A 20,999-nucleotide genomic window follows, 5' to 3' on the forward strand; every position below is an offset into this window, starting at 1 on the left:
GCAGATTTATGATCAAATTCTGGACTCATCGAAGGTTCTGGACATATGAATGACCAGCTGATTTGCATGCCTGCAAATAATCCGGGGAGACACCAATGCTGACCAAGAACACCGAGCTGAAGTCCCTTTTGAAGGACCCGACCCTGCTGGAAACCCGCGCCTATGTGGGCGGCCAGTTTGTTGACGGAGACAAGGGCACCTTTGTTGTCACCAACCCCGCGCGTGGCGATGTGGTGGCTGAAGTTGCCGATCTCAGCCGCGCGCAGGTTGCAGGTGCCATCGCCCAGGCCGAAGCCGCACAGAAAGACTGGGCCAAATGGACCGGCAAGGAACGCGCGAATGTCTTGCGCAAGTGGTTTGACCTGATGATGGAAAACCAGGACGACTTGGGCATCATCCTGACCGCGGAAATGGGCAAACCCCTAGCCGAAGCCAAGGGCGAGATTGCCTATGGTGCATCTTTCATCGAGTTCTTTGCTGAAGAGGCCAAGCGGATCTATGGAGAGACCATTCCCGGCCATCAGCGGGACAAGCGGATCACCGTTCTGAAACAACCCATCGGGGTTGCCGCCTCGATCACGCCGTGGAACTTTCCCAACGCGATGATTACCCGCAAGGCCGGTCCGGCGCTGGCCGCAGGCTGTGCCTTTGTCGCCCGCCCGGCCGAGCTGACGCCCCTGTCGGCCACCGCGCTGGCGGTTCTAGCGGAACGCGCAGGCATTCCGGCGGGTGTGTTCAACGTGGTCACCACCTCGGACGCGCCAGAAACCGGGCTGGAATTCTGTGAGAACCCGGCGGTGCGCAAGCTGACCTTCACCGGCTCGACCCCGGTTGGCCGTCTGCTGCTGCGCCAAGCGGCGGATCAGGTGATGAAATGCTCGATGGAACTGGGTGGCAATGCGCCTTTCATCGTCTTTGACGATGCCGATCTCGACGCTGCTGTCGAAGGCGCGATCATGTGCAAGTTCCGCAACAACGGCCAAACCTGCGTCTGCGCCAACCGGATCTACGTGCAGGCCGGTGTCTATGATGCTTTCGCCGCCAAGCTGAAAGAGGCGGTTGCCAAGATGAAAGTCGGCGACGGTCTTGAGGACGGCGTTCAGTTCGGCCCGCTGATCAACGACAAGGCCGTTGAAAAGGTCGAGGCCCATCTGGCCGACGCGCAGGCCAAGGGCGCCGAGATCATTCTGGGCGGCACCCCGTCCGAGCTGGGCGGCTCCTTCTTCCAGCCGACCATCGTGACCGGCGCCACCACGGATATGCAGTTCTCGACCGAGGAAACATTCGGCCCGCTGGCGCCGCTGTTCAAATTCGAGGACGAGGACGAGGTCATCGCCATGGCCAATGACACCATCTTTGGCCTCGCATCCTATTTCTACGCCAAGGATCTGAGCCGGGTCTACAAAGTGGCCGAGGCGCTGGAATACGGCATCGTCGGCGTCAACACCGGGATCATCTCGACCGAGGTCGCGCCCTTTGGCGGCGTCAAGCAGTCGGGCCTCGGGCGCGAAGGCAGCCATCACGGCATCGAAGATTATCTGGAGATGAAGTACATCTGCATGTCGGTCTGATCCGGCACGCAAAGGATCAGAGCATCAGGACTGGGGTCCGTGACCGGCAAGGTCGCGGACCCTTTTTCGTATCTGCGCACGAAAAGCCTCGACCGCCCCTGCCTGCCCCGGAAGGCGAGGCAGAACCGGTTGCGACATGGCGAAATAGCTAATCGCCCCCAGCAGATCGCAAACCGCTGCCAATGCGGCCGCGGGCGGCGCGGCGCGCCAGGCCGGTGCATCCTGCACCATGGCCACCAGTTCCTGCAAAAAGGGCCGCAGGAACCAGCGTTCAGCGGGCTGGTCTTCCTGTCGGTCATCCAGCAGCTCCCGCAGGATCAGGCGGCTGTCGACAGGATTGAGCAGCCCCTCGCTCAGATAGGTTTCGAAAAACGTCTCAAGCCGCTGCTCCGGCGCGGCATCGGGGTTCTGCGCCTCCATCAGCATCAGCATCATGCGATCCGCTACCCCTTCCAGCACCCGCTCATACAGCGCGTCCTTGCTGCCGAAATGGTGCAAGAGAGCCTGTTTGGTCAGCCCCAGCTCATCCGCGATATTGGCGATCGAGGCGCCGTGATAGCCCCGGTTCGCAAAAAGCTGCGTTGCGGCCAGAACGAATTCGTCCGGACGATTTGCGGATCGTGACGCAGGGCGGTCAGCGGGGCGAGAGGCAGGGGGCATGGCGGCTCCTTTCCAGCTTCTGATAGCAGAAAAGGACGGTCCCTACCATCCGGTCAGTTTCGACCGTGAGATGCGCCAAACGCAAAAGCCCCCGCGCCCGGCATCCGGACACGGGGGAAGGAAGGCCGCCACGGGTAGGACGGCGACCTCGGGGAGTTTCAAAGCAGGCAGAACCCTGTGCGGGGAAGGATCAGTTGACCTTCTGCGCTTCCAGTTCGGCGCGCTGCGGTGTGGCAGAGCTGATCTCGATCCGGCGCGGTTTCAGGGCCTCGGGCACTTCGCGCTGCAGGTCGATATGCAGCATGCCATCCGCATGGCTGGCGCCGGTGACGCGCACATGGTCGGCCAGTGTGAAACGGCGCTCGAACGCGCGGGTGGCGATGCCGCGGTGCAGGAAGGTCCGGTCCTCATCCGCTTCGGCCTTGCGGGCCGACACGACCAGGGCGTGCTCCTTCACCTCGACGCTGAGGTCGGCTTCGGAGAAACCGGCGACCGCAATCGAAATGCGATAGCTGTCGGCATCGGTCTTTTCAATATTGTAAGGGGGATAGCTGGGCTGGCTTACATCGTTGCTGAGAACCCGGTCCATCAGGTCCGCGATCTGGTCAAATCCCACGGTCGCACGGTGCAGCGGTGCAAAATCAAAGGTACGCATATGTGTCATCCTCATCATTGAGCGATATGTACATTGCCCTCCCACGTCTGGGGCAGGGCGTTCATTTCCATCGGGCCCCGCTTGGCGGCGACCCGACACAATCGAGATAAGGACTGCATCGTGGGTTTCAAGAGGTTGGCAGGGCGCGGAAATATGCCCCGTCTGAGGCCTACTGACGGATGAATTTGGCGCCGCTGGTACGGCGGCCATCGCCGACCTGAACCCGGCCCACACCGGGCGGCATGCGGCTGCCGATATGGGTGCCGGTCAGCTGCGCCTGCAACAGATCCAGCCCCTCGCCCAGCGCCGCGCCAAGCGACACCCGCTGGCCGTTCACCTCTGCCTTGGCCGAGACCACCGAGACGATGCGTGGTGTTTTCCCGTCAAAGGAAAACACCGGCGCTCCGGAGGAGCCGAAATCCACATCGCAGGACATCACAAGAACCCCCTGCTGCTGTGCGGTGACGGCGCAGACCTCCTGCAGCGAGGGCGCTTCGGAGCGATCATGCGCATAAGACACCACGCCAATCCGGCTCCCCCTGCGCGGGCGCCGGTCGGTTTCGAACGGGATAACGGTGGTGTTGCGGATGGGGCGCTGCAGCTGCAACAGCGCGATATCCTTGCGCACCCGCCCGGTCGATACCTCGCCATCATAGACATAGTCGGGGTGGATCACCGCCCGGCGCACCGAGCGATAGGCCGAGGCGCGGCCATTGCGCCAGCCGGCCAGAAACTCGATCGTCTCTGGGGCGATCCGCTGACCGGTCCGCCCATCAAACAGACAATGTGCTGCTGTCAGGACCAGATCCGGCGCGATGAGCGAGCCTGTGCAGAAGCCTTCACCATTGACATCGAGACGGCCAACCGCCTCCCAGGCGCGGCCCGCATCCGTGGTGTCGAGCCGCTGAAGTCGGCTGTCACCAGCCGCCACAAACGCGGGCAGCAGCGCCGCCAAAATCCCGAAAACCCAATGCCGCACGCATGTCTCCCTGCTCACCCTGCTTTCAGGATAGGTATCTGTTGGGGCGAAAATACGGCAAGGGCCGCGCTGAAACAGCCCGGCCCCGCAAAAAATTTACCACTGTGGGATCAGCGCAGGATCGGCACCTGATCCTCAGCCGTGGCGGCATGCCCGTTCCCATCGGTCATCGCCGGCGGTTTCGGACCACCCGTGGCCCAGTCCAATAACTCAACCGTATGTACGATGGGCAACTTGGTGCCTGACCCAATCTGCATCATGCAGCCGATATTGCCAGCAGCGATCAGGTCGGGGTTCTTTGCCTCCAGCGTTTTCACCTTCCGCTCTTTCAACTGCCCCGAGATCTCGGGCTGCATCAGGTTGTAGGTCCCGGCCGACCCGCAGCACAGATGACTGTCGGCAGGCTCCACAACCTTGAAACCGGCGCGTTTCAGCAGCGTCTTGGGATGCGTCTTGATCTGCTGGCCGTGCTGCAGTGAGCAGGCCGCGTGATAGGCAACGGTCAGCCCCTTGTCGCCACCTTCGGGCAGGTCGAGTTGCATCAGCAGCTCGGAAATATCCATCGCCCGTTCCGATACCCGCGCCGCATCCGCCGCCAGCGCATCATTGCGGAACATATGGCCGTAGTCCTTCACCGTGGTGCCACATCCCGAGGTGTTGATGACGATGGCATCCAGCCCCTGTCCGTCGATCTCGGCACACCAGGCGCGGATGTTCTTGGCCGCGGTGGCGTGGCTTTCGTCCTCACGGCCCATGTGATGGGTCAGCGCCCCGCAGCAGCCCGCACCCTTTGCCACGACCACTTCGCAGCCCAGCCGGGTCAGCAGGCGAATGGTGGCATCGTTGATATCGGTATTGAGCGCCTTTTGCGCGCAGCCGGTCATCAGCGCCACGCGCTTCTTGCGCGGCTCTGCGGGGGTGAAGCTTTGCGGATCATCGTTGCGGCTGACCGGCGGGATGTCCTTTGGCGCCATGTCCAGCATCGCCCGAAGCCGCGCATCGGGCACCAGCCCTTTGAAGGGACGCGCCAGTTTCGCACCGAACAGCGCGAGGCGGAATCGGCCCGGATAGGGCAGAATCTGCGCCAGAACCCAGCGCAGGGCCCGGTCGGTAAAGGGGCGTTTGTAATTCTTGTCGATATAAGCGCGCGCGTGGTCAATCAGGTGCATGTAATGCACGCCCGACGGGCAGGTGGTCATGCAAGCCAGGCAGGAAAGGCAGCGGTCGATATGCTTGACCGTCTTTTCATCCGGCACGCGGTTGTTTTCCAGCATGTCCTTGATCAGGTAGATCCGCCCGCGCGGGCTGTCGAGCTCATCCCCCAGAACCTGATAGGTCGGACAGGTCGCGGTGCAAAATCCGCAATGCACGCAGGAACGCAGGATCTCGTTCGAGCGCTGAATGCCGGGATCCTTCAGTTGGTCTTCGGTAAATTCAGTCTGCATGTCTTATCCCATCAGGCCAGGGTTCAGGATCCCGCGCGGATCGAACTGGTCGCGCAGCCCCTTGGACAGGGCCGCAAGAGGCGCCGGTTGCGGTTCGAACCGGCCAAGACGCGCAGCGATTTCGGCACTGGCGCGAACCAAGGTGGCATGGCCTGGAACTGGCTCCATTCCGGTGCCTGCGCCCGACATCTTTTTGCGCAGGTCGCTACCCTCGGGCATCAGCGCCCAGATCAGCCCGCCGCCCCAGTCGAGTTGCAAAGCCGTCGCGCCAAGGCGCGGCGCCAGCTCCACCGCATCCGAGGGCTTCACGCTGATCCGCCAGACATCGCCATCGTGGCCGTGGAACGCTGCCACATCGCGGATGCTACGCCACAGATCCTCGTCCGCCTCGGCGCGGTGAGCAATGCCGTGCTCAGCCAGCCGCTTCACCAACGCATCACAGCGGTAGTCCACCGATTCCTCGAAGCCTTCGACGCGGATATGGGCGGTCATCGTGTCGGGATCATATGCGGCCCCGGTCACATCAAAGGGCGAGCCAAGCGCCGCGGACATCGCCCGCACCGCGCCCGGCAGATCCAGACCGCCGACCGAAACGGTGGCCATCTGCGCCGCACGCGGCAGCACCTTGAAGGACACCTCGCTCAGCACTCCCAGCGTCCCTTGCGCGCCGGACATCAGCTTCACCAGATCATAGCCGGTGACGTTCTTCATCACCCGGCCGCCATTCTTGACGATCTGGCCGGTGCCATCGACGAAACGCACGCCCAGCAGGAAATCCCGCGCCGCGCCCGACTGAATGCGGCGCGGCCCCGAGATATTGGCAGCAAAGAGCGATCCGATTGTTGGCGTGCCGTCGGTGCCCAGAAGGGCGCGGTAGTCCGCCGGTTCAAAGGCAAGGCGCTGGTTCTCTGCCGCCAACAATTCCTTGATCTCGGCAACCGGGGTTCCGGCCTTGGCCACAAGGGTCAGCGCGCCGGGTTCATAAAGCTCAATCCCGCTGAGGGCAGAAAGGCTCAGGGTCTCCCCTTCCACCGCCATGCCACGGGTACCGCCGCCCTGGATGTTGAGGGGGCCCTTGGCCGCAGCGATCATCCCGGCCAGTTCGGCCTCGCTTTCGGGTCGCATCATGGTCTTTTCCAAACGTTCTGGAGAATCATTGAAGGCGGGGATCATTCCGCCGCCAGCGCCGGAGTGCGGCGGCTTTCGGTTACCGACAGCGGGAAGACCTTGGCCGGGTTCAGCAGCCACTGCGGATCGAAGACATCCTTGACCTTCAGCTGGGCCTCCAGATCATCGCCCGAGTACTGGTGCAGCATCAGATCGCGTTTTTCGATCCCGACGCCATGTTCGCCGGTCAGGCAGCCGCCGACTTCGACGCAGAGTTTCAGTACCTCGGCGCCGAATTCCTCGCAGAGTTCAAGGTCTCCGGGTTTATTGGCGTCGAACAGGATCAGCGGGTGCATGTTGCCATCGCCGGCGTGGAACACATTGGCCACCGCCAGACCGAATTCCTTGCTCATCTCGCCGATGCGACGCAGCACGTAGGGCAAAGAGGACACCGGAATAGTCCCATCAAGGCACATGTAGTCGTTGATCTGCCCCATGGCGCCAAAGGCGGATTTGCGGCCCAGCCAGATCCGCGCGGCCTCATCCGCATCAGTGGCTTCGCGCAGCTCGACCGGGTTGTGGGATTGGGCGATGTCTTTGATCACCTTCAGCTGCGCATCAATCTCGGCATCGCTGCCTTCGACCTCGATGATCAGCAGCGCCTCGCACATGGGGTAGCCCGCCTTGGCAAAGGCCTCGCAGGCCTCAATGCAGGGACGGTCCATGAACTCGATAGCAACGGGCAGCACGCCCGCCTTGATAATATCGCTGACGCAGGCGCCTGCCACTTCGTTGCTGTCATAGCCGATCAGCACGGGACGGGCGCCTTCGGGCTTGTGCAGAATCCGCAGGGTCGCCTCGGTCACGACGCCAAGCTGCCCCTCGCTGCCGCAGATGACACCCAGCAGATCCAAGCCGCCCGCATCCAGATGCGCGCCGCCGATTTCGACCACGGTGCCATCCATCATCACCATGGTAACGCCCATCAGGTTGTTGGTTGTAACGCCATACTTCAGGCAATGCGCCCCGCCCGAGTTCATCGCGATATTGCCGGCAATGGCGCAGGCCAGCTGGCTCGACGGGTCGGGCGCGTAGAAGAAATCCTCCTCCTCCACCGCGCCGGATACGGAGAGGTTGGTGCGCCCGGTCTGCACCCGGATGATGCGGTTCTCGTAATCGGTCTCCAGCACGTCATTCATCCGTGCAACGCCCAGGATCACGCAATCCGCGGTTGGCAGGGCGCCCCCGGCCAGCGAGGTGCCCGACCCGCGCGGCACCACGGGCACGCCCTCTTCGTGGCAGATACGCAGGACCTCGGACACTTCAGCCGTGCTGCGCGGCAGCACCGCCAGCAGCGGCGGACATTTGTAAGCCGTCAGCGCATCACATTCGTAGGCTCGGGTCTCAGCCTCCTCCGTGATCAGGGCGTCTGCGGGCAAAACCTTTGCCAGACGCGCGGCCAGGTGGGCTTTGCGCGACAGGACTTTGGGATCCGGGGCTGGCATTTCCATGGCGGGCACTCCTCTTTGGTAAACTTATATTACCAATTCATGCCATCTGGCAAGGGACCAGTTGCTGGGCTAGGGTGGCGGCATGATCTGGATTGACCGTATCGCCCTGTTTTCGACCCTGGATTTTGCCGCGCTAACGCTGATTGTCGCGGGCTGGATCTGGATCGGCTGGCGGATCGAGAACCCGGCGGCTGGCAAGCCTTCGGTGTCCTACCTGATGGCGGATTTCCGGCGCGACTGGATGGTGCAGATGGTGACCCGCCAGCCGCGCATGTTCGACGCGCAGCTGATCAGCGGCCTGCGGCAAGGCACGACGTTCTTTGCCTCGGCCTCGATGATCGCAATGGGCGGCGGGTTGGCGCTGATCGGCAATACCGAACAGCTGGCCGGCGTTGCCGAGGATCTGATTCAGGACAGCGCGCCCGCCTTTGTCTGGGAGGTCAAGATCCTGACGGTTCTGCTGTTTCTGGCCAATGCCTTTTTGAAATATGTCTGGGCGCACCGGTTGTTCGGCTATTGTTCGGTACTGATGGCGGCGGTGCCCAATGATCCCGCTGAGCCACTGGCCCTGCCCCGCGCGGCGCAGGCGGCGGATCTGTCGATCACCGCAGCGCGCAGTTTCAACCGAGGCATGCGCTGCACCTATTTCGCGCTGGCCTCGGCTGCGTGGCTGGCGGGGGCGATCCCGCTGATCCTGGCCACGCTGATTACTTTGGCAGTGCTTTACCGGCGCGAATTCGCATCGCAGTCCCGCAGCGTGCTGTTGCGCATTCCGCCCGAGACGCGGAGACAGGATGCGGACGACACATCTTCGTGATTCCGCACATCACCGCGACCGGACTATGATGCACTTCATGAAACCTGCTCTGATCACCCTGCTTTGCGCGCTGAGCGCGGCCTCTCCCGCCCTCGCCGAGGCGCCCCGAATCGAAGGTGCAACCGCCCACCAGAACGGCAGCAGCTGGACGATCAGCGTGACGCTGTCCCATGCCGATACGGGATGGGAGCACTATGCCGATGGCTGGCGCGTGCTGGATGAGAATGGCCGCGAACTGGGCCTGCGGGTGTTGGCGCATCCGCATGTGAACGAACAGCCCTTCACCCGCAGCCTGAGCGGCATCGCAATCCCGGAGGGCACCCGGCATATCAGCCTTCAGGCGCGCTGCATCGTGGATGGCTGGAGCGACGAAAGCTTTCGCCTGACCCTGCCCTGACCAACCCCATCAGGTTCTGTGGTAAGGACTGCCGGACAGGATGGTTGCGGCGCGGTAGATCTGCTCGGCCAGCATCACCCTGACCAGCATATGCGGCCAGACCATCTTGCCAAATGAGATCGAAAAATCCGCCTCTGCGCGCAGGCTGGAATCGATGCCATCGGCGCCGCCAATGATCAGCGCCAGATCCTGCCGCCCACTGTCGCGCCAGTCTGCCATCTTGCCCGCAAAATCGGGCGAGGACAGCAGCTTGCCCCGTTCATCCAGGGTGCAGATCAGCGCGCCCTTGGGCAAGGCCTTGCGCAGCAGATCCGCCTCGGCGGACATGCCAAGGTTCTTCTTGTCCTCGACCTCAACCACCCGCGCAGGGCCAAGGCCAAGGGCGCGGCCGGTGCGGTCGAACCGTGTCAGATAGTCATCGATCAGGGATTTTTCCGGGCCGGAGCGGAGCCGCCCGACCGCACAGATATGTACACGCATAAGAGGGATCCCGCCCGCCTGTCGATCTCAGCCAAGGAAATCACAGGTAGGTCTTTTGGGGCGCCGCCGACCTTGCAGGTCGCGGGCAGCCGCCCCCGTTTCCGAAATCAGCTGCCGGTCGCGCCCGCGCCGGGCACCCACATCTTTTCCAGCTGATAGAACTCGCGCACTTCGGGGCGAAAGATATGGACGATCACGTCGCCGGTATCGATCAGCACCCAGTCGCCAGCGTCCTTGCCCTCGACCTTGCTGATGATGCCATAGTCCTGCTTCAGCCGGTCGGTCAGCTTTTCGGCCATGGCCGCAACCTGCCGGGTTGAGCGACCGGACGCGATGACCATGAAGTCGCCAATGGCCGTTTTGCCGCGCAGATCGATCTGCACAACATCTTCGGCCTTGTCATCATCCAGAGAGGTCAGGATCCGCTCCAGCAGCACCTCGCTGGTGGGTCGAGTCTTGGCAGGCATAGGGGCTGCCTCATTAACAGCGGCAACTGCCGCTTGGGGTTCGGGTGACAGGACAGTGTCCTCCTTGCTGCGCGCCGAAACACCCCCGGCGCCGGGGCTGCGTTAAATGTAGCAAGACAGGGGCCTTTTTTCAATGAAGCTTCGCTGCATTGCCGCGATGGCATATGCGCACTCTTTTTCAACCCTTTGGCGCCTCTGGCGCGGGCTCTTCTACCGGCTCTGAGATTTCCAGCGGAGTATTCAAAACCCGAACTTCGCGCTGCGGGAAGGGAATCGATATGCCTTCAGCCTGAAAGGCGTCCCAGAGGGCAAGAAACACATTGCCCCGGATATTGGTCAGCCCCGCCGTGGGATCGCTGATCCAGAACCGCAGCACATAATCGACGCTGCTGTCGCCAAAGCCGATGATGTGACAGACCGGCGCCTTGCCGGGGGTGGACAGCACCCGGTTCACCGAACGCGCAGCGGCAATGGCCACCCGGCGCACCTGATGCGGATCATCGCCATAGCCGGTACCGAAATTGATATCGAGCCGCACGTAGCGGTCAGAATGGGACCAGTTCACCACCTGCGAGGTGATCAGATCCTCGTTCGGGATCAGGTATTCGCGCCCGTCCCGCGTCACAACAGAGACATAGCGCGCACCCAGCGCATTGATCCAGCCGAAGGTCTCCCCGAGCGAGATCACATCCCCCGGCTTGATCGAGCGATCCATCAGGATGATGATGCCCGACACAAGATTGGACACCACCTTCTGCAGACCGAAACCGATGCCAACACCAACCGCACCGGACAGGACGGCCAGCCCGGTCAGGTCGAAGCCGATGGCGCGGATGCTGATAATGATTGCCAGCCCATAGAGGGCCAGCTGGATGGCCTTGCCGATCAGCACCTGCATCGAAGGAGAGATATCGCTGTTGCCCTTCAGCCCCTTGCCCGCCGCGTTAGAGCCGAAACGTGCCAGTGTCAGCAGCACCGCCGCAAGCATCAGCGCCTTCAGAACCGCTAGCATCGACAGGTGCATGGCGCCAAATGTGATCGCAACGCTGTCCAGAAACTCTGCCACGTCATCGACAAGGTTCAGCGCCACCAGCGTCGCGTAGATCCACAGGGACCATGTGAACAGCCGCCGCAGCGTGTGATTGCGCACCAGCCGAGCGATGATCCCGATCACCAGCCAGGCCGTGGCCAGGGTCGCTGCGATCCCGATCAGGTAGCTGCGCGACGGCCAGGTCACATTCTGCATCAGCAGGTAAGCCGCCCAGGACAAGACAATGAAGTAAATCAGCGTCAGCCGCCGGATCATGTGAATCAGCGCCCGCAGCCGCCACTTTGGCCAGCCGGTGCGGCGATGCCCCCAATTGTCCCACTGTGTTTTGGTCAAAAGACGCAGCAGATAAGCCAGAATCACCAGCCCGCCAACGATCAGCATCTGATACTGTCGCCAGCCCGGGGTCAGGAACTGCTCCGACAGCATCCAGACTTTGTTCCACAGCGACACCAGAAATTCGATCAATGTCTCGGGCAACTGCTCTTGATTCATGGGGACCTCCACCGCCCAGCATGGCGTCGGCCGCAATGAGGTTGCAAGGAAAACCGCGCAGCCGGGATTGGGCGGCGCCCTTTCGAACCGCACTGCTCGAACCTTGATTGTCAGGCGGGGCGGATGTATCTGACAGGCATGACCTTCGTATTGGCCCAGAAAATCGAACTGCAAGACCGCGCACGCCTGCGCGAACGGTTCTATGGCGCCGCCCGCACGGTCCTGGCGCGCCTATAAGGCTGCAGCCCAGCCCAAAGCCAGCTATTCCAATACAGAACGGGAGAGGACCCATGTCCCCCAAGACACTCTATGACAAAATCTGGGATGCGCATCTCGCGCATGAAGCAGAGGACGGCACCTGCCTGCTTTATATCGACCGCCACCTGGTTCACGAAGTAACCAGCCCGCAGGCCTTTGAGGGGCTGCGCATGGCGGGCCGCACCGTGCATTCCCCGGATAAAACCATCGCCGTGCCGGATCACAACGTGCCCACCACGATGGGCCGCGAAGACCCGGCGCAGATGACCGAGGAAAGCCGCATCCAGGTCGCGGCGCTCGACAAGAACGCCAAGGAATTCGGCGTGCACTATTACCCGGTCAGCGACATTCGTCAGGGTATCGTGCACATCGTCGGTCCCGAGCAAGGCTGGACCCTGCCCGGCATGACCGTGGTCTGCGGTGACAGCCACACAGCGACCCACGGCGCATTCGGCGCGCTGGCGCATGGTATCGGCACCTCCGAGGTCGAACACGTTCTGGCCACCCAGACGCTGATCCAGAAGAAATCCAAGAACATGAAAGTGGAGATCACCGGCAAGCTGAAACCGGGCGTCACCGCCAAGGACATCACCCTTGCCGTGATCGGCGAGACCGGCACCGCCGGCGGCACCGGCTATGTCATCGAATATTGCGGCGAAGCGATCCGCGATCTGTCGATGGAAGGCCGCATGACCGTCTGCAACATGGCCATCGAAGGCGGCGCCCGCGCTGGCCTGATCGCGCCGGATGAAACCACCTTTGAATACGTCAAAGGCCGCCCGCACGCCCCGAAAGGCGCCCAGTGGGAAGCCGCGATGGACTGGTGGAAGACGCTCTACACCGACGAAGGCGCGCATTTCGACAAGGTCGTGACGCTCAAAGGCGAAGACATCCAGCCCGTCGTGACCTGGGGCACCTCGCCCGAGGACGTGCTGCCGATCACCGGCGTCGTGCCCGCCCCCGAAGAGTTCGAAGGCGGCAAGGTCGAAGCGGCGCGCCGCTCGATCGAGTATATGGGGCTCACCCCCGGTCAGAAACTGACCGACATCGAGATCGACACCGTCTTCATCGGCTCCTGCACCAATGGCCGGATCGAGGATCTGCGGGCCGTGGCCGAAGTGGTCAAAGGCAAGAAGATCAAGGACGGCATGCGCGCCATGATCGTGCCCGGCTCGGGTCTGGTCCGCGCTCAGGCCGAAGAAGAAGGCCTGGCAGACATCTTCAAGGAGGCCGGTTTCGAGTGGCGCCTTGCGGGTTGCTCCATGTGCCTGGCGATGAACCCCGACCAGCTGTCCGAGGGTGAGCGCTGCGCCGCCACCTCGAACCGCAACTTCGAGGGGCGTCAGGGCTACAAGGGCCGCACCCATCTGGTCAGCCCGGCCATGGCCGCCGCCGCTGCCATCACCGGTCACCTGACCGATGTCCGTGATTTGATGTAAGGAGCCAGCACGATGGAAAAGTTTGAAAAGCTCACCGGTATCGCCGCGCCCATGCCGCTGGTCAACATCGACACCGACATGATCATCCCCAAGGTGTTCCTGAAATCGATCCAGCGGACCGGGTTCGGCAAGAACCTGTTCGACGAGATGCGCTATAACCGCGACGGCAGCGAAATCCCCGATTTCGTGCTGAACAAGCCGCAATACCGCAACGCCGAGATCCTGGTTGCGGGCGATAACTTCGGCTGCGGCTCCTCCCGCGAACACGCGCCTTGGGCGATTGCGGATTTCGGCATCAAATGTGTGATCTCCACCTCCTTTGCCGACATCTTCTTCAACAACTGCTTCAAGAACGGCATCCTGCCGATCGTTCTGCCGCAGGAACAGGTCGATATCCTGATGAAGGACGCGGAAAAGGGCGCCAATGCCCGCATGACCGTGGATCTGGAAGCGCAGGAAATCACCACTTCGGACGGCGAAGTGATCAAGTTCGACGTCGATGCCTTCAAGAAGCACTGCCTTCTGAACGGTCTCGACGATATCGGGTTGACCATGGAGAAAGCCGGAGCGATCGAGGCCTTCGAAAACAAGATGGCCCAGGAACGCCCCTGGGTCTGATCCCTTCCGGCATTGCCATTCTGACACATTTGAAAGCCGCCCGATCCGGGCGGCTTTCATTGTTCCAGCACAGCCCCATTTGCGGCACCGCGCCACAATTGAGACATATTCCCTAAGATTCTCGCGGCCCGCGCAATCGCAGGTTCACCCCGTCATGACGGCTTGCGGTTGACCCAGCCGCTCCCCCTAAATCTGGTATATCGGCCTACAAGGTGCTGAAACAGAAGGCATCTATTGATGTATTCCGGCACCAGTTCCGGTCCGAACACCCGCCCGGGTGGTGGATTCTCTTTCAGAACCCTTGAGTGGTTTCCTGCCAGCGTGCAGAAATAGGGCAGAATTGAGGCAGACTCCCGGACGCAGATCCGGGACACAAGTTGGAACAAAGGCACGGCAAAGCACCGGCCAGTCCAGGTTGAAGGGAACAGATCGTAGTGTTTGCACGCATCATAGGCGCGGCAACCCGCGGCGTATTGGTGGCATTGCTGATCGCGATGCCGTCCTTGCTGCTGCCGGTATCGGCCACCGAATCCCCCGAGATTATCGTCTTCATGGCGCTTCTGGGTGGCACCCTTACCTTTGCCGAGTATTTCTCCAGCTTTCCCAGCTTTGTCGAATTCCGTCAGGCACCGCCGCTGAACCGGATGCGGTTCCTGTCTCTTTTTGCCATGGTCGGGCTGCTCAGCCTGCTCGCCCGCCATCCGCTGGACCCGACCGGTCTGACCGCATTGGTGCATGAAGTGGCCGCGCGACTGGGCGCCGGGATGGATTTCGCCTACTCCCCGGTGCAGTTGACCACCCTGATGATGCCCGCCGATGTGCCCGACGCAACGGTTCTGGCGGTTCGCTCGGCAGCCGGGATCAGCTATCTGGTGGCGGCGCTCAGCATCATAACCTTTGCGCTGGCGGTCCGCATCGGGAACTGGCCGCTGGGCAACGGCGCCTTCAACGTCTGGGTTAACTTGCCGCTGTTCGATCCCACCACGGGCGGCGATGTGGTGATCCGTCTGCAACGGGACGGACGCGTCAACATGGTGATCGGCGCGCTGCTGCCGTTTGCCATTCCGGCGGCCATCAAACTGGCCTCGGGAATCATTGACCCCGCGGTGTTTGCCGCACCGCAGACTCTGGTCTGGACGGTCAGCGCCTGGGCCTTTGTCCCAGCCTCGATGATCATGCGCGGGCTGGCGCTGCTGCGGGTGGCCGAGTTGATCGCCCAGCGCCGCCGCGCCGCCTATGCCGATCCCGAGACTCTGCAAACCGCATGAGACGCCGCGCCGGTCTTGTTCTGTCCGGCGCCTTCCTTTTGCTGTCTCTGTTCCTGCCCGCACAGGCTGATACGGTGCGGATCGCGACCTTCAATACCGAACTGTTCCGCAAGGGTCCCGGCCTGCTGCTACGCGATATCGAGCGCGGAGAGGACCCGCAGATCGCCGCCGTGATCGACGTCATCCTGGCGGCAAAGCCTGATGTTCTGACCTTGCAGGGTATTGACTGGGATTATTCCAACCGGACCCTTCGGGCGCTCGAGCGCCATCTGGCTCTCGCCGGGCATCCTTTCCCCTATCTGTTTGCCGCCGCGCCGAATGCTGGCCTTCCCACGGGGCTGGATCTGGATGGTGATGGACGTCTGGGTGGCCCGGGGGATTCCCAGGGCTATGGCGATTTCACCGGCCGCGGCGGAATCGCCGTCCTGTCCCGTATCCCCATCGACACGGCTGAGGTTCTCGACCTTTCGCCGATGCTGTGGCGCGACCTGCCCGGTGCGTTGCTGCCACAAAACGCGGACGGCAGCCCCTTCCCGTCGGCCACGGCACAGGCGGTGCAGCGGCTATCCTCCACCGCCCATTGGGTGGTTCCACTACGCCTGCCCGGTGGAGCGCGGCTGGATTTGCTGACTTTTCAGGCGGGACCACCGGTGTTTGATGGACCGGAAGACCGCAATGGCCGCCGCAACCATGACGAAATCCGCCTGTGGCAACTGTTGCTGGATGGCCGCCTGCCCGAACCGTTCCACCCTGCTGATCTGCGCCAGTTCGTGATCGCTGGCGGCGCCAATCTGGACCCTGGCAAAGGCGCGGGCATCAAAGCCGCAATCCGCCAGCTATTGGACGATCCCAGACTTCAGGACCCCCGCCCCACCAGTGCCGAGGCGGGCCGCAACACGGTGGAGTGGGACAACGCCGGGCAGATGCGGGTCGACTATATCCTCCCCTCGGTCAATCTGCCGGTGGCAGATGCAGGGGTGCTCTGGTCCCTCCCGGGCACGGACAGCGCCTCCCGCGCCAGCCGTCACCGGCTGGTCTGGGTTGATATTGAACTGCCAAGACCGGATCCTTCAGGCTCCGACTAAGCGGCGGGAACGAAGATCCTGATCAAGCCTCTTTTTCACATAGGCGGCAGGCAGCGCTCGCGATATCGCCTCGGCCAGTGGCGTTTCCTGAAAATCTGGGAGGAGGTTCCGCAACACGCTGCCGTCCAGCCGGTGCGCCGTATTCCAGAGGTAGCGCATCTCCAGCAGGCAGCGCCCCAACGGCCAGACCGGGGCCGCCAGCCTTAATGGCCACCACGACATGCCTTTCAGCGCGACCGGTTTGTTCAGGCTCTCATTCACTGCCGCAAACAACTCTCGCCCCGTGAGGGTGTAGCCCGGAAACGGCACATCCAGATAGACCGGCAATTCATCCCCGCGCGCAGCCAGTGCAACGGCAGCCCGCGCCAGATCCGGCAGAAAGGCCCAGGCATGCTGCAGATCCGGGTTACCAGGATAGACGAACCGGCCCTTTGCGAGTTTCGCCGTCATCACCGCGTCAAACCAATTGCCCGACTGTTCGGTATCCAGAAAATCACCTGCTCTCAGAACGATGGTCCGCACGCCGGAAGTCCGGTAGGCATTCTCCATCGCGATGCGGATGCGGCCCAAGGGATTTTCGGCCCGATGGGGCGAGCGTTCGGACCAGGGCGACGGTGTGCTGGCACCAAAGACATAGACATTGCCCGGCACAATCACCGTGGCGCCGCTGGCCTTGGCCGCCGCGATGATCTTTGCGTGCAGATCCGGCACCTGCGCCGCCCAGTCGGGATAGGCCGGGTTCCAGGCCGCAACGATCACATCCTTGCCCTGCGCCGACTGCATCAGATTGTCCCGTTTGCGGTCAAAGCGGGTGACCTCGGCCCCCGCCTGTTCAAAGGCATGGGCGCAAGCACGGCCGAACCGGCCAGAGGCGCCGAGAATGAGAACCTTCCGTGTCATGATCTGTTCCTTCCATCGTGGACAGGCTCAATGTATCCATTCACCAAAATATACCAATTGCATAAATTTTCAGATCTGCCATTCAGTATTGAATGGACAAAACGACACTCAGCGACTGGTCCCTGATCCAGAGCTTCCTTGCCGTGGCCGAAACCGGCTCGCTCTCGGCGGCGGCCGCGCAGCTGGGGCGCAGCCAGCCCACCATGGGCCGCCATATTCAGACCCTCGAAGAGCAGCTTGGGCAGCGGCTGTTCAACCGCCATCCGCGCGGCCTACACCTAAGCCCGGAAGGCGAAGCATTGCTGCCAATGGCGCAGGACATTCACGCCCGCATGCACGCGATTGGCCTGACTGCGGCGGGCCAATCGCAGGATCTGAAGGGCACCGTGCGCATCACCGCCAGCATCTTTGCCTCACATTACATCTTGCCGCAGATCCTTGCCGATATCCGCGCTGCGCTGCCGCAGATCGAACTGGAACTGGTGCCCAGCGATGCCTCGGAAAACCTGGTGTTCCGCGCTGCCGATATCGCCGTGCGGATGTACCGCCCGACCCAGCTTGATATTGTGACCCGCCACATCACGGACCTGCCGCTCGGGGCCTTTGCCGCCAAACGGTATCTGGACCGCCGCGGACGGCCAACAGATCTGGAAAGCCTCTGGGCCCATGATCTGATCGGCTATGACGATGACGATCTGATCCTGCGCACCATGCGGGCAATGGGCATCCACGCGGACAGGCATCACTTTGCTGTCCGCTGTGACAACCAATCCGCCTACTGGCAGCTCTTACGGGCGGGCTGCGGGATCGGGTTTTCGCAATGCGGTGTCGCCCATCTGGACCCCGAGGTAGAAGAGCTGGATCTGGACATTCACATACCTCCCCTGCCGGTCTGGCTGGCGGCCCATGCCAGCATGCGGCAGACCCCACGGATCAGGCGGGTCTGGGATATGCTGGCCACCGGGCTGGAAAAGGCTGCAAAGCGGCCTCCAGCCCCTTAAATTCAAGGCCGCGTTATTGACCCTGCCCGCGGTGCAGAGTACCCCAATTCCAGCTATTTCAAGGAGGAAGCGCATGTCCAACCCATCGATTCTGATTCTGCCCGGAGACGGCATCGGCCCCGAGGTCATGGGCGAGGTCCGCAAGGTCATCGGCTGGTACGGTGACAAGCGCGACATTCAGTTCGATGTGAGCGAGGATCTGGTCGGCGGTGCCGCCTATGACAAGCACGGCACCCCGCTGCATGACGACACCATGGCCAAGGCACAGGAAGTCGACGCCGTCCTGCTGGGCGCGGTGGGCGGCCCGAAATACGACGTGCTGGATTTCTCGGTCAAACCGGAACGCGGCCTCTTGCGCCTGCGCAAGGAGATGGACCTTTACGCCAACCTGCGCCCTGCGCAGTGCTTTGACGCGCTGGCGGATTTCTCGTCCCTGAAAAAGGACGTCGTCGCGGGCCTCGACATCATGATCGTGCGCGAACTGACCTCTGGCATCTACTTTGGTGAGCCGCGCGGCATCATCGAGGAAGGCAACGAGCGCGTCGGTATCAACACCCAGCGCTACACCGAAAGCGAGATCGACCGCGTCGCACGCTCCGCCTTCGAACTGGCGATGAAACGCGACAAGAAGCTCTGCTCGATGGAAAAGGCCAACGTCATGGAATCCGGCATTCTGTGGCGCGAAGTGGTGACCGAGGTTGGCAAGGAATACCCCGAGGTCGAGCTCAGCCACATGTACGCCGACGCCGGCGCCATGCAGCTGTGCCGCTGGCCCAAGCAGTTCGACGTGATCGTCACCGACAACCTGTTTGGCGACCTTCTGTCCGACGCCGCGGCGATGCTGACCGGCTCTTTGGGCATGCTGCCCTCGGCCAGCCTCGGCAAACCGATGGCCAACGGTCGTCCCAAGGCGCTCTATGAGCCGGTGCACGGCTCTGCCCCCGACATCGCCGGTCAGGGCAAGGCGAACCCGATTGCCTGTATCCTCAGCTTTGCCATGGCGCTGCGCTATTCTTTCGACATGGGCGAAGAGGCTGATCGGCTCGAAGCCGCTGTCGAAAAGGTTCTGGCCGATGGTGTGCGCACCGCAGACCTTCTGGGCGAAGAAGGCGTCACGCCGGTCTCGACCAGCGAAATGGGCGACGCCATCGTCGCAGCGCTCGACGCCAGCCTCTAAGGCGCGTCGCTGTTTTCGGCTGCGGCGGGATCTTTCGCCGCAGCCAGCGCCCCGCGCGCAACCCCGCCGTAATACGCGATCCGTTCGGCATGATGCAGGCAGCGCTGCATCCAGCGCATCGCATCGGTATGGGAAAACACATCCGACAGACTGTAGATACCAGCGTGCTCTCCCAGCAGCAGCGCGCGCCGGTGGCGTTTGGTGCGCAGCTCGATCAGGTCATACAGCCGCCCCAGGCGGGCCACCGTCTTCTCCTCCTCTGCGCGCCCTTCAGCAAGCTGCGCCAAGGCAAGCCCCATGGCCTGCGCCGGACGTCGCAGCATCGGATCCTCTGACAGGGTCGCTGCCCGCCCTTTCTGCCCGCTCCGCGCCATAAGGCGCATCAGGTGGTCGGTCTGATGCAGCAGCGCCGCATAGGCACGCTCCTGATCTTCGCGCCCTTCGGACAGACGGATATCCGCCAGAAATTCCGACAATTCCTGCAAAGCCTCCTGCGCGGATTGCAGCGCCGACAGGGGCCGGTAATCCGGCGGATCGCGCAGCGCTGCGGCCAGGGCAGCATTCAGACGCTGGGATATGGTGGCCGTGGCGGCCTCCCCTGCGACAAGGGAAAGCCCTGGATCCTGCAAAAGGGCCCGATCCAGATCGATCAGCGGCGCAGCGGGATGGTCCGGCACCAGCCGCGCGACCATGGCGGCAAATTGCTGAGTTATCGGCAGGAACATCGCGGTCCCGACGATGTTGAAGCCCATGTGAAAGATCAGGACTGTCGTCACCGCCCCGGTTGCCTGTTCCAGCACCGGCAGCCACGCTGCGCCGGACAGAAGCGCGGCAAAGGCCACGACCGAGGTCGCCACGTTGAAGAACAGATTGGCCAGCGCCGTCTGCCGCATCGGGCGCGAACCGCCGACCGAGGCGAGAATTGCGGTGAACGTGGTGCCGACATTCATCCCGATCACGATGGCCAGCGCCTGCTCCAGCGGCAGGGCACCGCCCTGAACCATCACCAGTGCCAGCGCCATTGCCGCCGAGGATGACTGCATCACGATGGTCAACCCGGCGCCCAGCCCCACCAGCAATACCAGCCCCAAGAACGTATTCCCCGGCAGCATCTGCGGCGTCACCAGCTCAGATGCACCGGCCATGCCCACCTGCATCAGATCAAGCCCGATCAACAGCAGGCACAGGCCCGACACCATCCGCCCGGCCCGCGCCACCGCGCCGCGCCCCAGCAAATCCGCCAGACCTGCAAACAGAAGACCGGCCATCGCCACGCTGCCCAGCTTCAGCTTGAACCCCAGCAGGGAGACCAGCCAGCCGGTGGCCGTGGTGCCGATATTGGCGCCATAGATCACCCCCAGCGCCTGCGGCATGGTCAACAACCCCGCCCCGACAAACCCAACCGTCATGACAGTGGTCGCGCTGGAGGATTGAATCACCGCTGTCGACAGCGTCCCGGTCATGACCCCGCGCAGCGGCGTTGTGGTGAACCGGGTCAGGATGTCCCGCAAATTTGAACCGGCCGCGTCCCGCAGCGCCGCCGTCATGATCTTCATTCCCACAAGGAACATACCGATGCCGCCAAGCACCGTGAGATAGTCTGCTGACATGTCAGCCTCGT

At 62.6% G+C, this 20,999-nt stretch carries 21 protein-coding genes; 10 read left to right on the top strand and 11 right to left on the bottom strand.

The genetic code is table 11. The features are described 5' to 3' along the window. The first annotated feature begins 95 nt into the window (after window positions 1–95). Window positions 96–1,571 carry an NAD-dependent succinate-semialdehyde dehydrogenase gene (locus JL2886_RS08890; RefSeq protein WP_065271686.1) on the top strand — a complete coding sequence of 492 codons (1,476 nt, stop codon included), beginning with the start codon at window positions 96–98 and terminating at the stop codon, window positions 1,569–1,571. A 24-nt stretch (window positions 1,572–1,595) separates the two neighbouring features. On the opposite strand, the gene JL2886_RS08895 is transcribed toward JL2886_RS08890, so the two are convergent. From JL2886_RS08895 to JL2886_RS08920, 6 genes are all read right to left on the bottom strand, one after another. Next, complete coding sequence (locus JL2886_RS08895; protein ID WP_065271687.1) at window positions 1,596–2,231, bottom strand: TetR/AcrR family transcriptional regulator; 636 nt, start codon at window positions 2,229–2,231, stop codon at window positions 1,596–1,598. Window positions 2,232–2,421: 190 nt separating this feature from the next. Next, window positions 2,422–2,886 (bottom strand): Hsp20 family protein, encoded by a 465-nt coding sequence (locus JL2886_RS08900; RefSeq protein WP_065271688.1) that lies wholly within the window; start codon window positions 2,884–2,886, stop codon window positions 2,422–2,424. A 169-nt stretch (window positions 2,887–3,055) separates the two neighbouring features. Continuing rightward, window positions 3,056–3,844: a trypsin-like serine peptidase gene (locus JL2886_RS08905; RefSeq protein ID WP_370570771.1), complete on the bottom strand. Its 789-nt coding sequence runs from the start codon at window positions 3,842–3,844 to the stop codon at window positions 3,056–3,058. 131 nt (window positions 3,845–3,975) lie between these two features. Continuing rightward, window positions 3,976–5,310 carry a glycolate oxidase subunit GlcF gene (gene glcF / locus JL2886_RS08910; protein ID WP_065271690.1) on the bottom strand — a complete coding sequence of 445 codons (1,335 nt, stop codon included), beginning with the start codon at window positions 5,308–5,310 and terminating at the stop codon, window positions 3,976–3,978. A 3-nt stretch (window positions 5,311–5,313) separates the two neighbouring features. Then, the gene (locus tag JL2886_RS08915; protein ID WP_082996153.1) at window positions 5,314–6,435 is read right to left on the bottom strand and encodes an FAD-binding protein; all 1,122 of its coding nucleotides are present in this window, start codon (window positions 6,433–6,435) and stop codon (window positions 5,314–5,316) included. A gap of 44 nt (window positions 6,436–6,479) precedes the next feature. Continuing rightward, a complete protein-coding gene (locus JL2886_RS08920; protein WP_065271691.1) occupies window positions 6,480–7,928 on the bottom strand; it encodes an FAD-linked oxidase C-terminal domain-containing protein in 1,449 nt (482 codons plus the stop codon). A gap of 82 nt (window positions 7,929–8,010) precedes the next feature. Here JL2886_RS08920 and JL2886_RS08925 point away from each other — a divergent pair, with 82 nt between their 5' ends. Next, complete coding sequence (locus JL2886_RS08925; RefSeq protein WP_065271692.1) at window positions 8,011–8,745, top strand: DUF599 domain-containing protein; 735 nt, start codon at window positions 8,011–8,013, stop codon at window positions 8,743–8,745. 37 nt (window positions 8,746–8,782) lie between these two features. After that, on the top strand, window positions 8,783–9,142 hold the full coding sequence (locus JL2886_RS08930; protein WP_065273609.1) for a hypothetical protein: 360 nt from the start codon (window positions 8,783–8,785) through the stop codon (window positions 9,140–9,142). A 9-nt stretch (window positions 9,143–9,151) separates the two neighbouring features. On the opposite strand, the gene rlmH is transcribed toward JL2886_RS08930, so the two are convergent. The 3 genes from rlmH to JL2886_RS08945 form a co-directional block, all read right to left on the bottom strand. Further along, window positions 9,152–9,622, bottom strand: coding sequence for a 23S rRNA (pseudouridine(1915)-N(3))-methyltransferase RlmH (rlmH, locus tag JL2886_RS08935; RefSeq protein ID WP_065271693.1), 471 nt, complete (start codon window positions 9,620–9,622; stop codon window positions 9,152–9,154). A 107-nt stretch (window positions 9,623–9,729) separates the two neighbouring features. Continuing rightward, window positions 9,730–10,089, bottom strand: coding sequence for a ribosome silencing factor (gene rsfS, locus JL2886_RS08940; protein WP_065271694.1), 360 nt, complete (start codon window positions 10,087–10,089; stop codon window positions 9,730–9,732). A gap of 178 nt (window positions 10,090–10,267) precedes the next feature. Beyond that, window positions 10,268–11,632, bottom strand: a complete 1,365-nt coding sequence (locus JL2886_RS08945) for a mechanosensitive ion channel family protein (protein ID WP_082996041.1) — start codon at window positions 11,630–11,632, stop codon at window positions 10,268–10,270. 123 nt (window positions 11,633–11,755) lie between these two features. On the opposite strand from JL2886_RS08945, the gene JL2886_RS08950 reads away from it, so the two are divergent. From JL2886_RS08950 to JL2886_RS08970, 5 genes are all read left to right on the top strand, one after another. After that, on the top strand, window positions 11,756–11,869 hold the full coding sequence (locus JL2886_RS08950) for an isopropylmalate isomerase (RefSeq protein ID WP_065271695.1): 114 nt from the start codon (window positions 11,756–11,758) through the stop codon (window positions 11,867–11,869). A 53-nt stretch (window positions 11,870–11,922) separates the two neighbouring features. Continuing rightward, window positions 11,923–13,329, top strand: a complete 1,407-nt coding sequence (leuC, locus tag JL2886_RS08955; protein WP_065271696.1) for a 3-isopropylmalate dehydratase large subunit — start codon at window positions 11,923–11,925, stop codon at window positions 13,327–13,329. A gap of 12 nt (window positions 13,330–13,341) precedes the next feature. Then, window positions 13,342–13,947 (top strand): 3-isopropylmalate dehydratase small subunit, encoded by a 606-nt coding sequence (leuD, locus tag JL2886_RS08960; protein ID WP_065271697.1) that lies wholly within the window; start codon window positions 13,342–13,344, stop codon window positions 13,945–13,947. 434 nt (window positions 13,948–14,381) lie between these two features. Next, the gene (locus JL2886_RS08965; protein WP_065271698.1) at window positions 14,382–15,215 is read left to right on the top strand and encodes a hypothetical protein; all 834 of its coding nucleotides are present in this window, start codon (window positions 14,382–14,384) and stop codon (window positions 15,213–15,215) included. After that, window positions 15,212–16,300 carry an endonuclease/exonuclease/phosphatase family protein gene (locus JL2886_RS08970; protein WP_065271699.1) on the top strand — a complete coding sequence of 363 codons (1,089 nt, stop codon included), beginning with the start codon at window positions 15,212–15,214 and terminating at the stop codon, window positions 16,298–16,300. The genes JL2886_RS08965 and JL2886_RS08970 overlap by 4 nt, the downstream gene beginning before the upstream one ends. Here JL2886_RS08970 and JL2886_RS08975 read toward each other — a convergent pair. Continuing rightward, window positions 16,286–17,200: a sugar nucleotide-binding protein gene (locus tag JL2886_RS08975; protein WP_065271700.1), complete on the bottom strand. Its 915-nt coding sequence runs from the start codon at window positions 17,198–17,200 to the stop codon at window positions 16,286–16,288. The two genes, JL2886_RS08970 and JL2886_RS08975, sit on opposite strands and share 15 nt — an antisense overlap. A gap of 92 nt (window positions 17,201–17,292) precedes the next feature. On the opposite strand from JL2886_RS08975, the gene JL2886_RS08980 reads away from it, so the two are divergent. Together JL2886_RS08980 and leuB are read left to right on the top strand one after the other, a co-directional pair. Beyond that, window positions 17,293–18,201: a LysR family transcriptional regulator gene (locus tag JL2886_RS08980; RefSeq protein WP_065271701.1), complete on the top strand. Its 909-nt coding sequence runs from the start codon at window positions 17,293–17,295 to the stop codon at window positions 18,199–18,201. Window positions 18,202–18,274: 73 nt separating this feature from the next. Beyond that, window positions 18,275–19,378 carry a 3-isopropylmalate dehydrogenase gene (gene leuB / locus JL2886_RS08985; protein WP_065271702.1) on the top strand — a complete coding sequence of 368 codons (1,104 nt, stop codon included), beginning with the start codon at window positions 18,275–18,277 and terminating at the stop codon, window positions 19,376–19,378. Here leuB and JL2886_RS08990 read toward each other — a convergent pair. Next, window positions 19,375–20,988: a Na/Pi cotransporter family protein gene (locus JL2886_RS08990; RefSeq protein ID WP_082996154.1), complete on the bottom strand. Its 1,614-nt coding sequence runs from the start codon at window positions 20,986–20,988 to the stop codon at window positions 19,375–19,377. The genes leuB and JL2886_RS08990 overlap by 4 nt on opposite strands. Between the last annotated feature and the right edge of the window lie 11 nt (window positions 20,989–20,999).

Origin of the sequence: Phaeobacter gallaeciensis (assembly GCF_001678945.1) — a bacterium.
Classification (GTDB): domain Bacteria; phylum Pseudomonadota; class Alphaproteobacteria; order Rhodobacterales; family Rhodobacteraceae; genus Phycobacter; species Phycobacter gallaeciensis_A.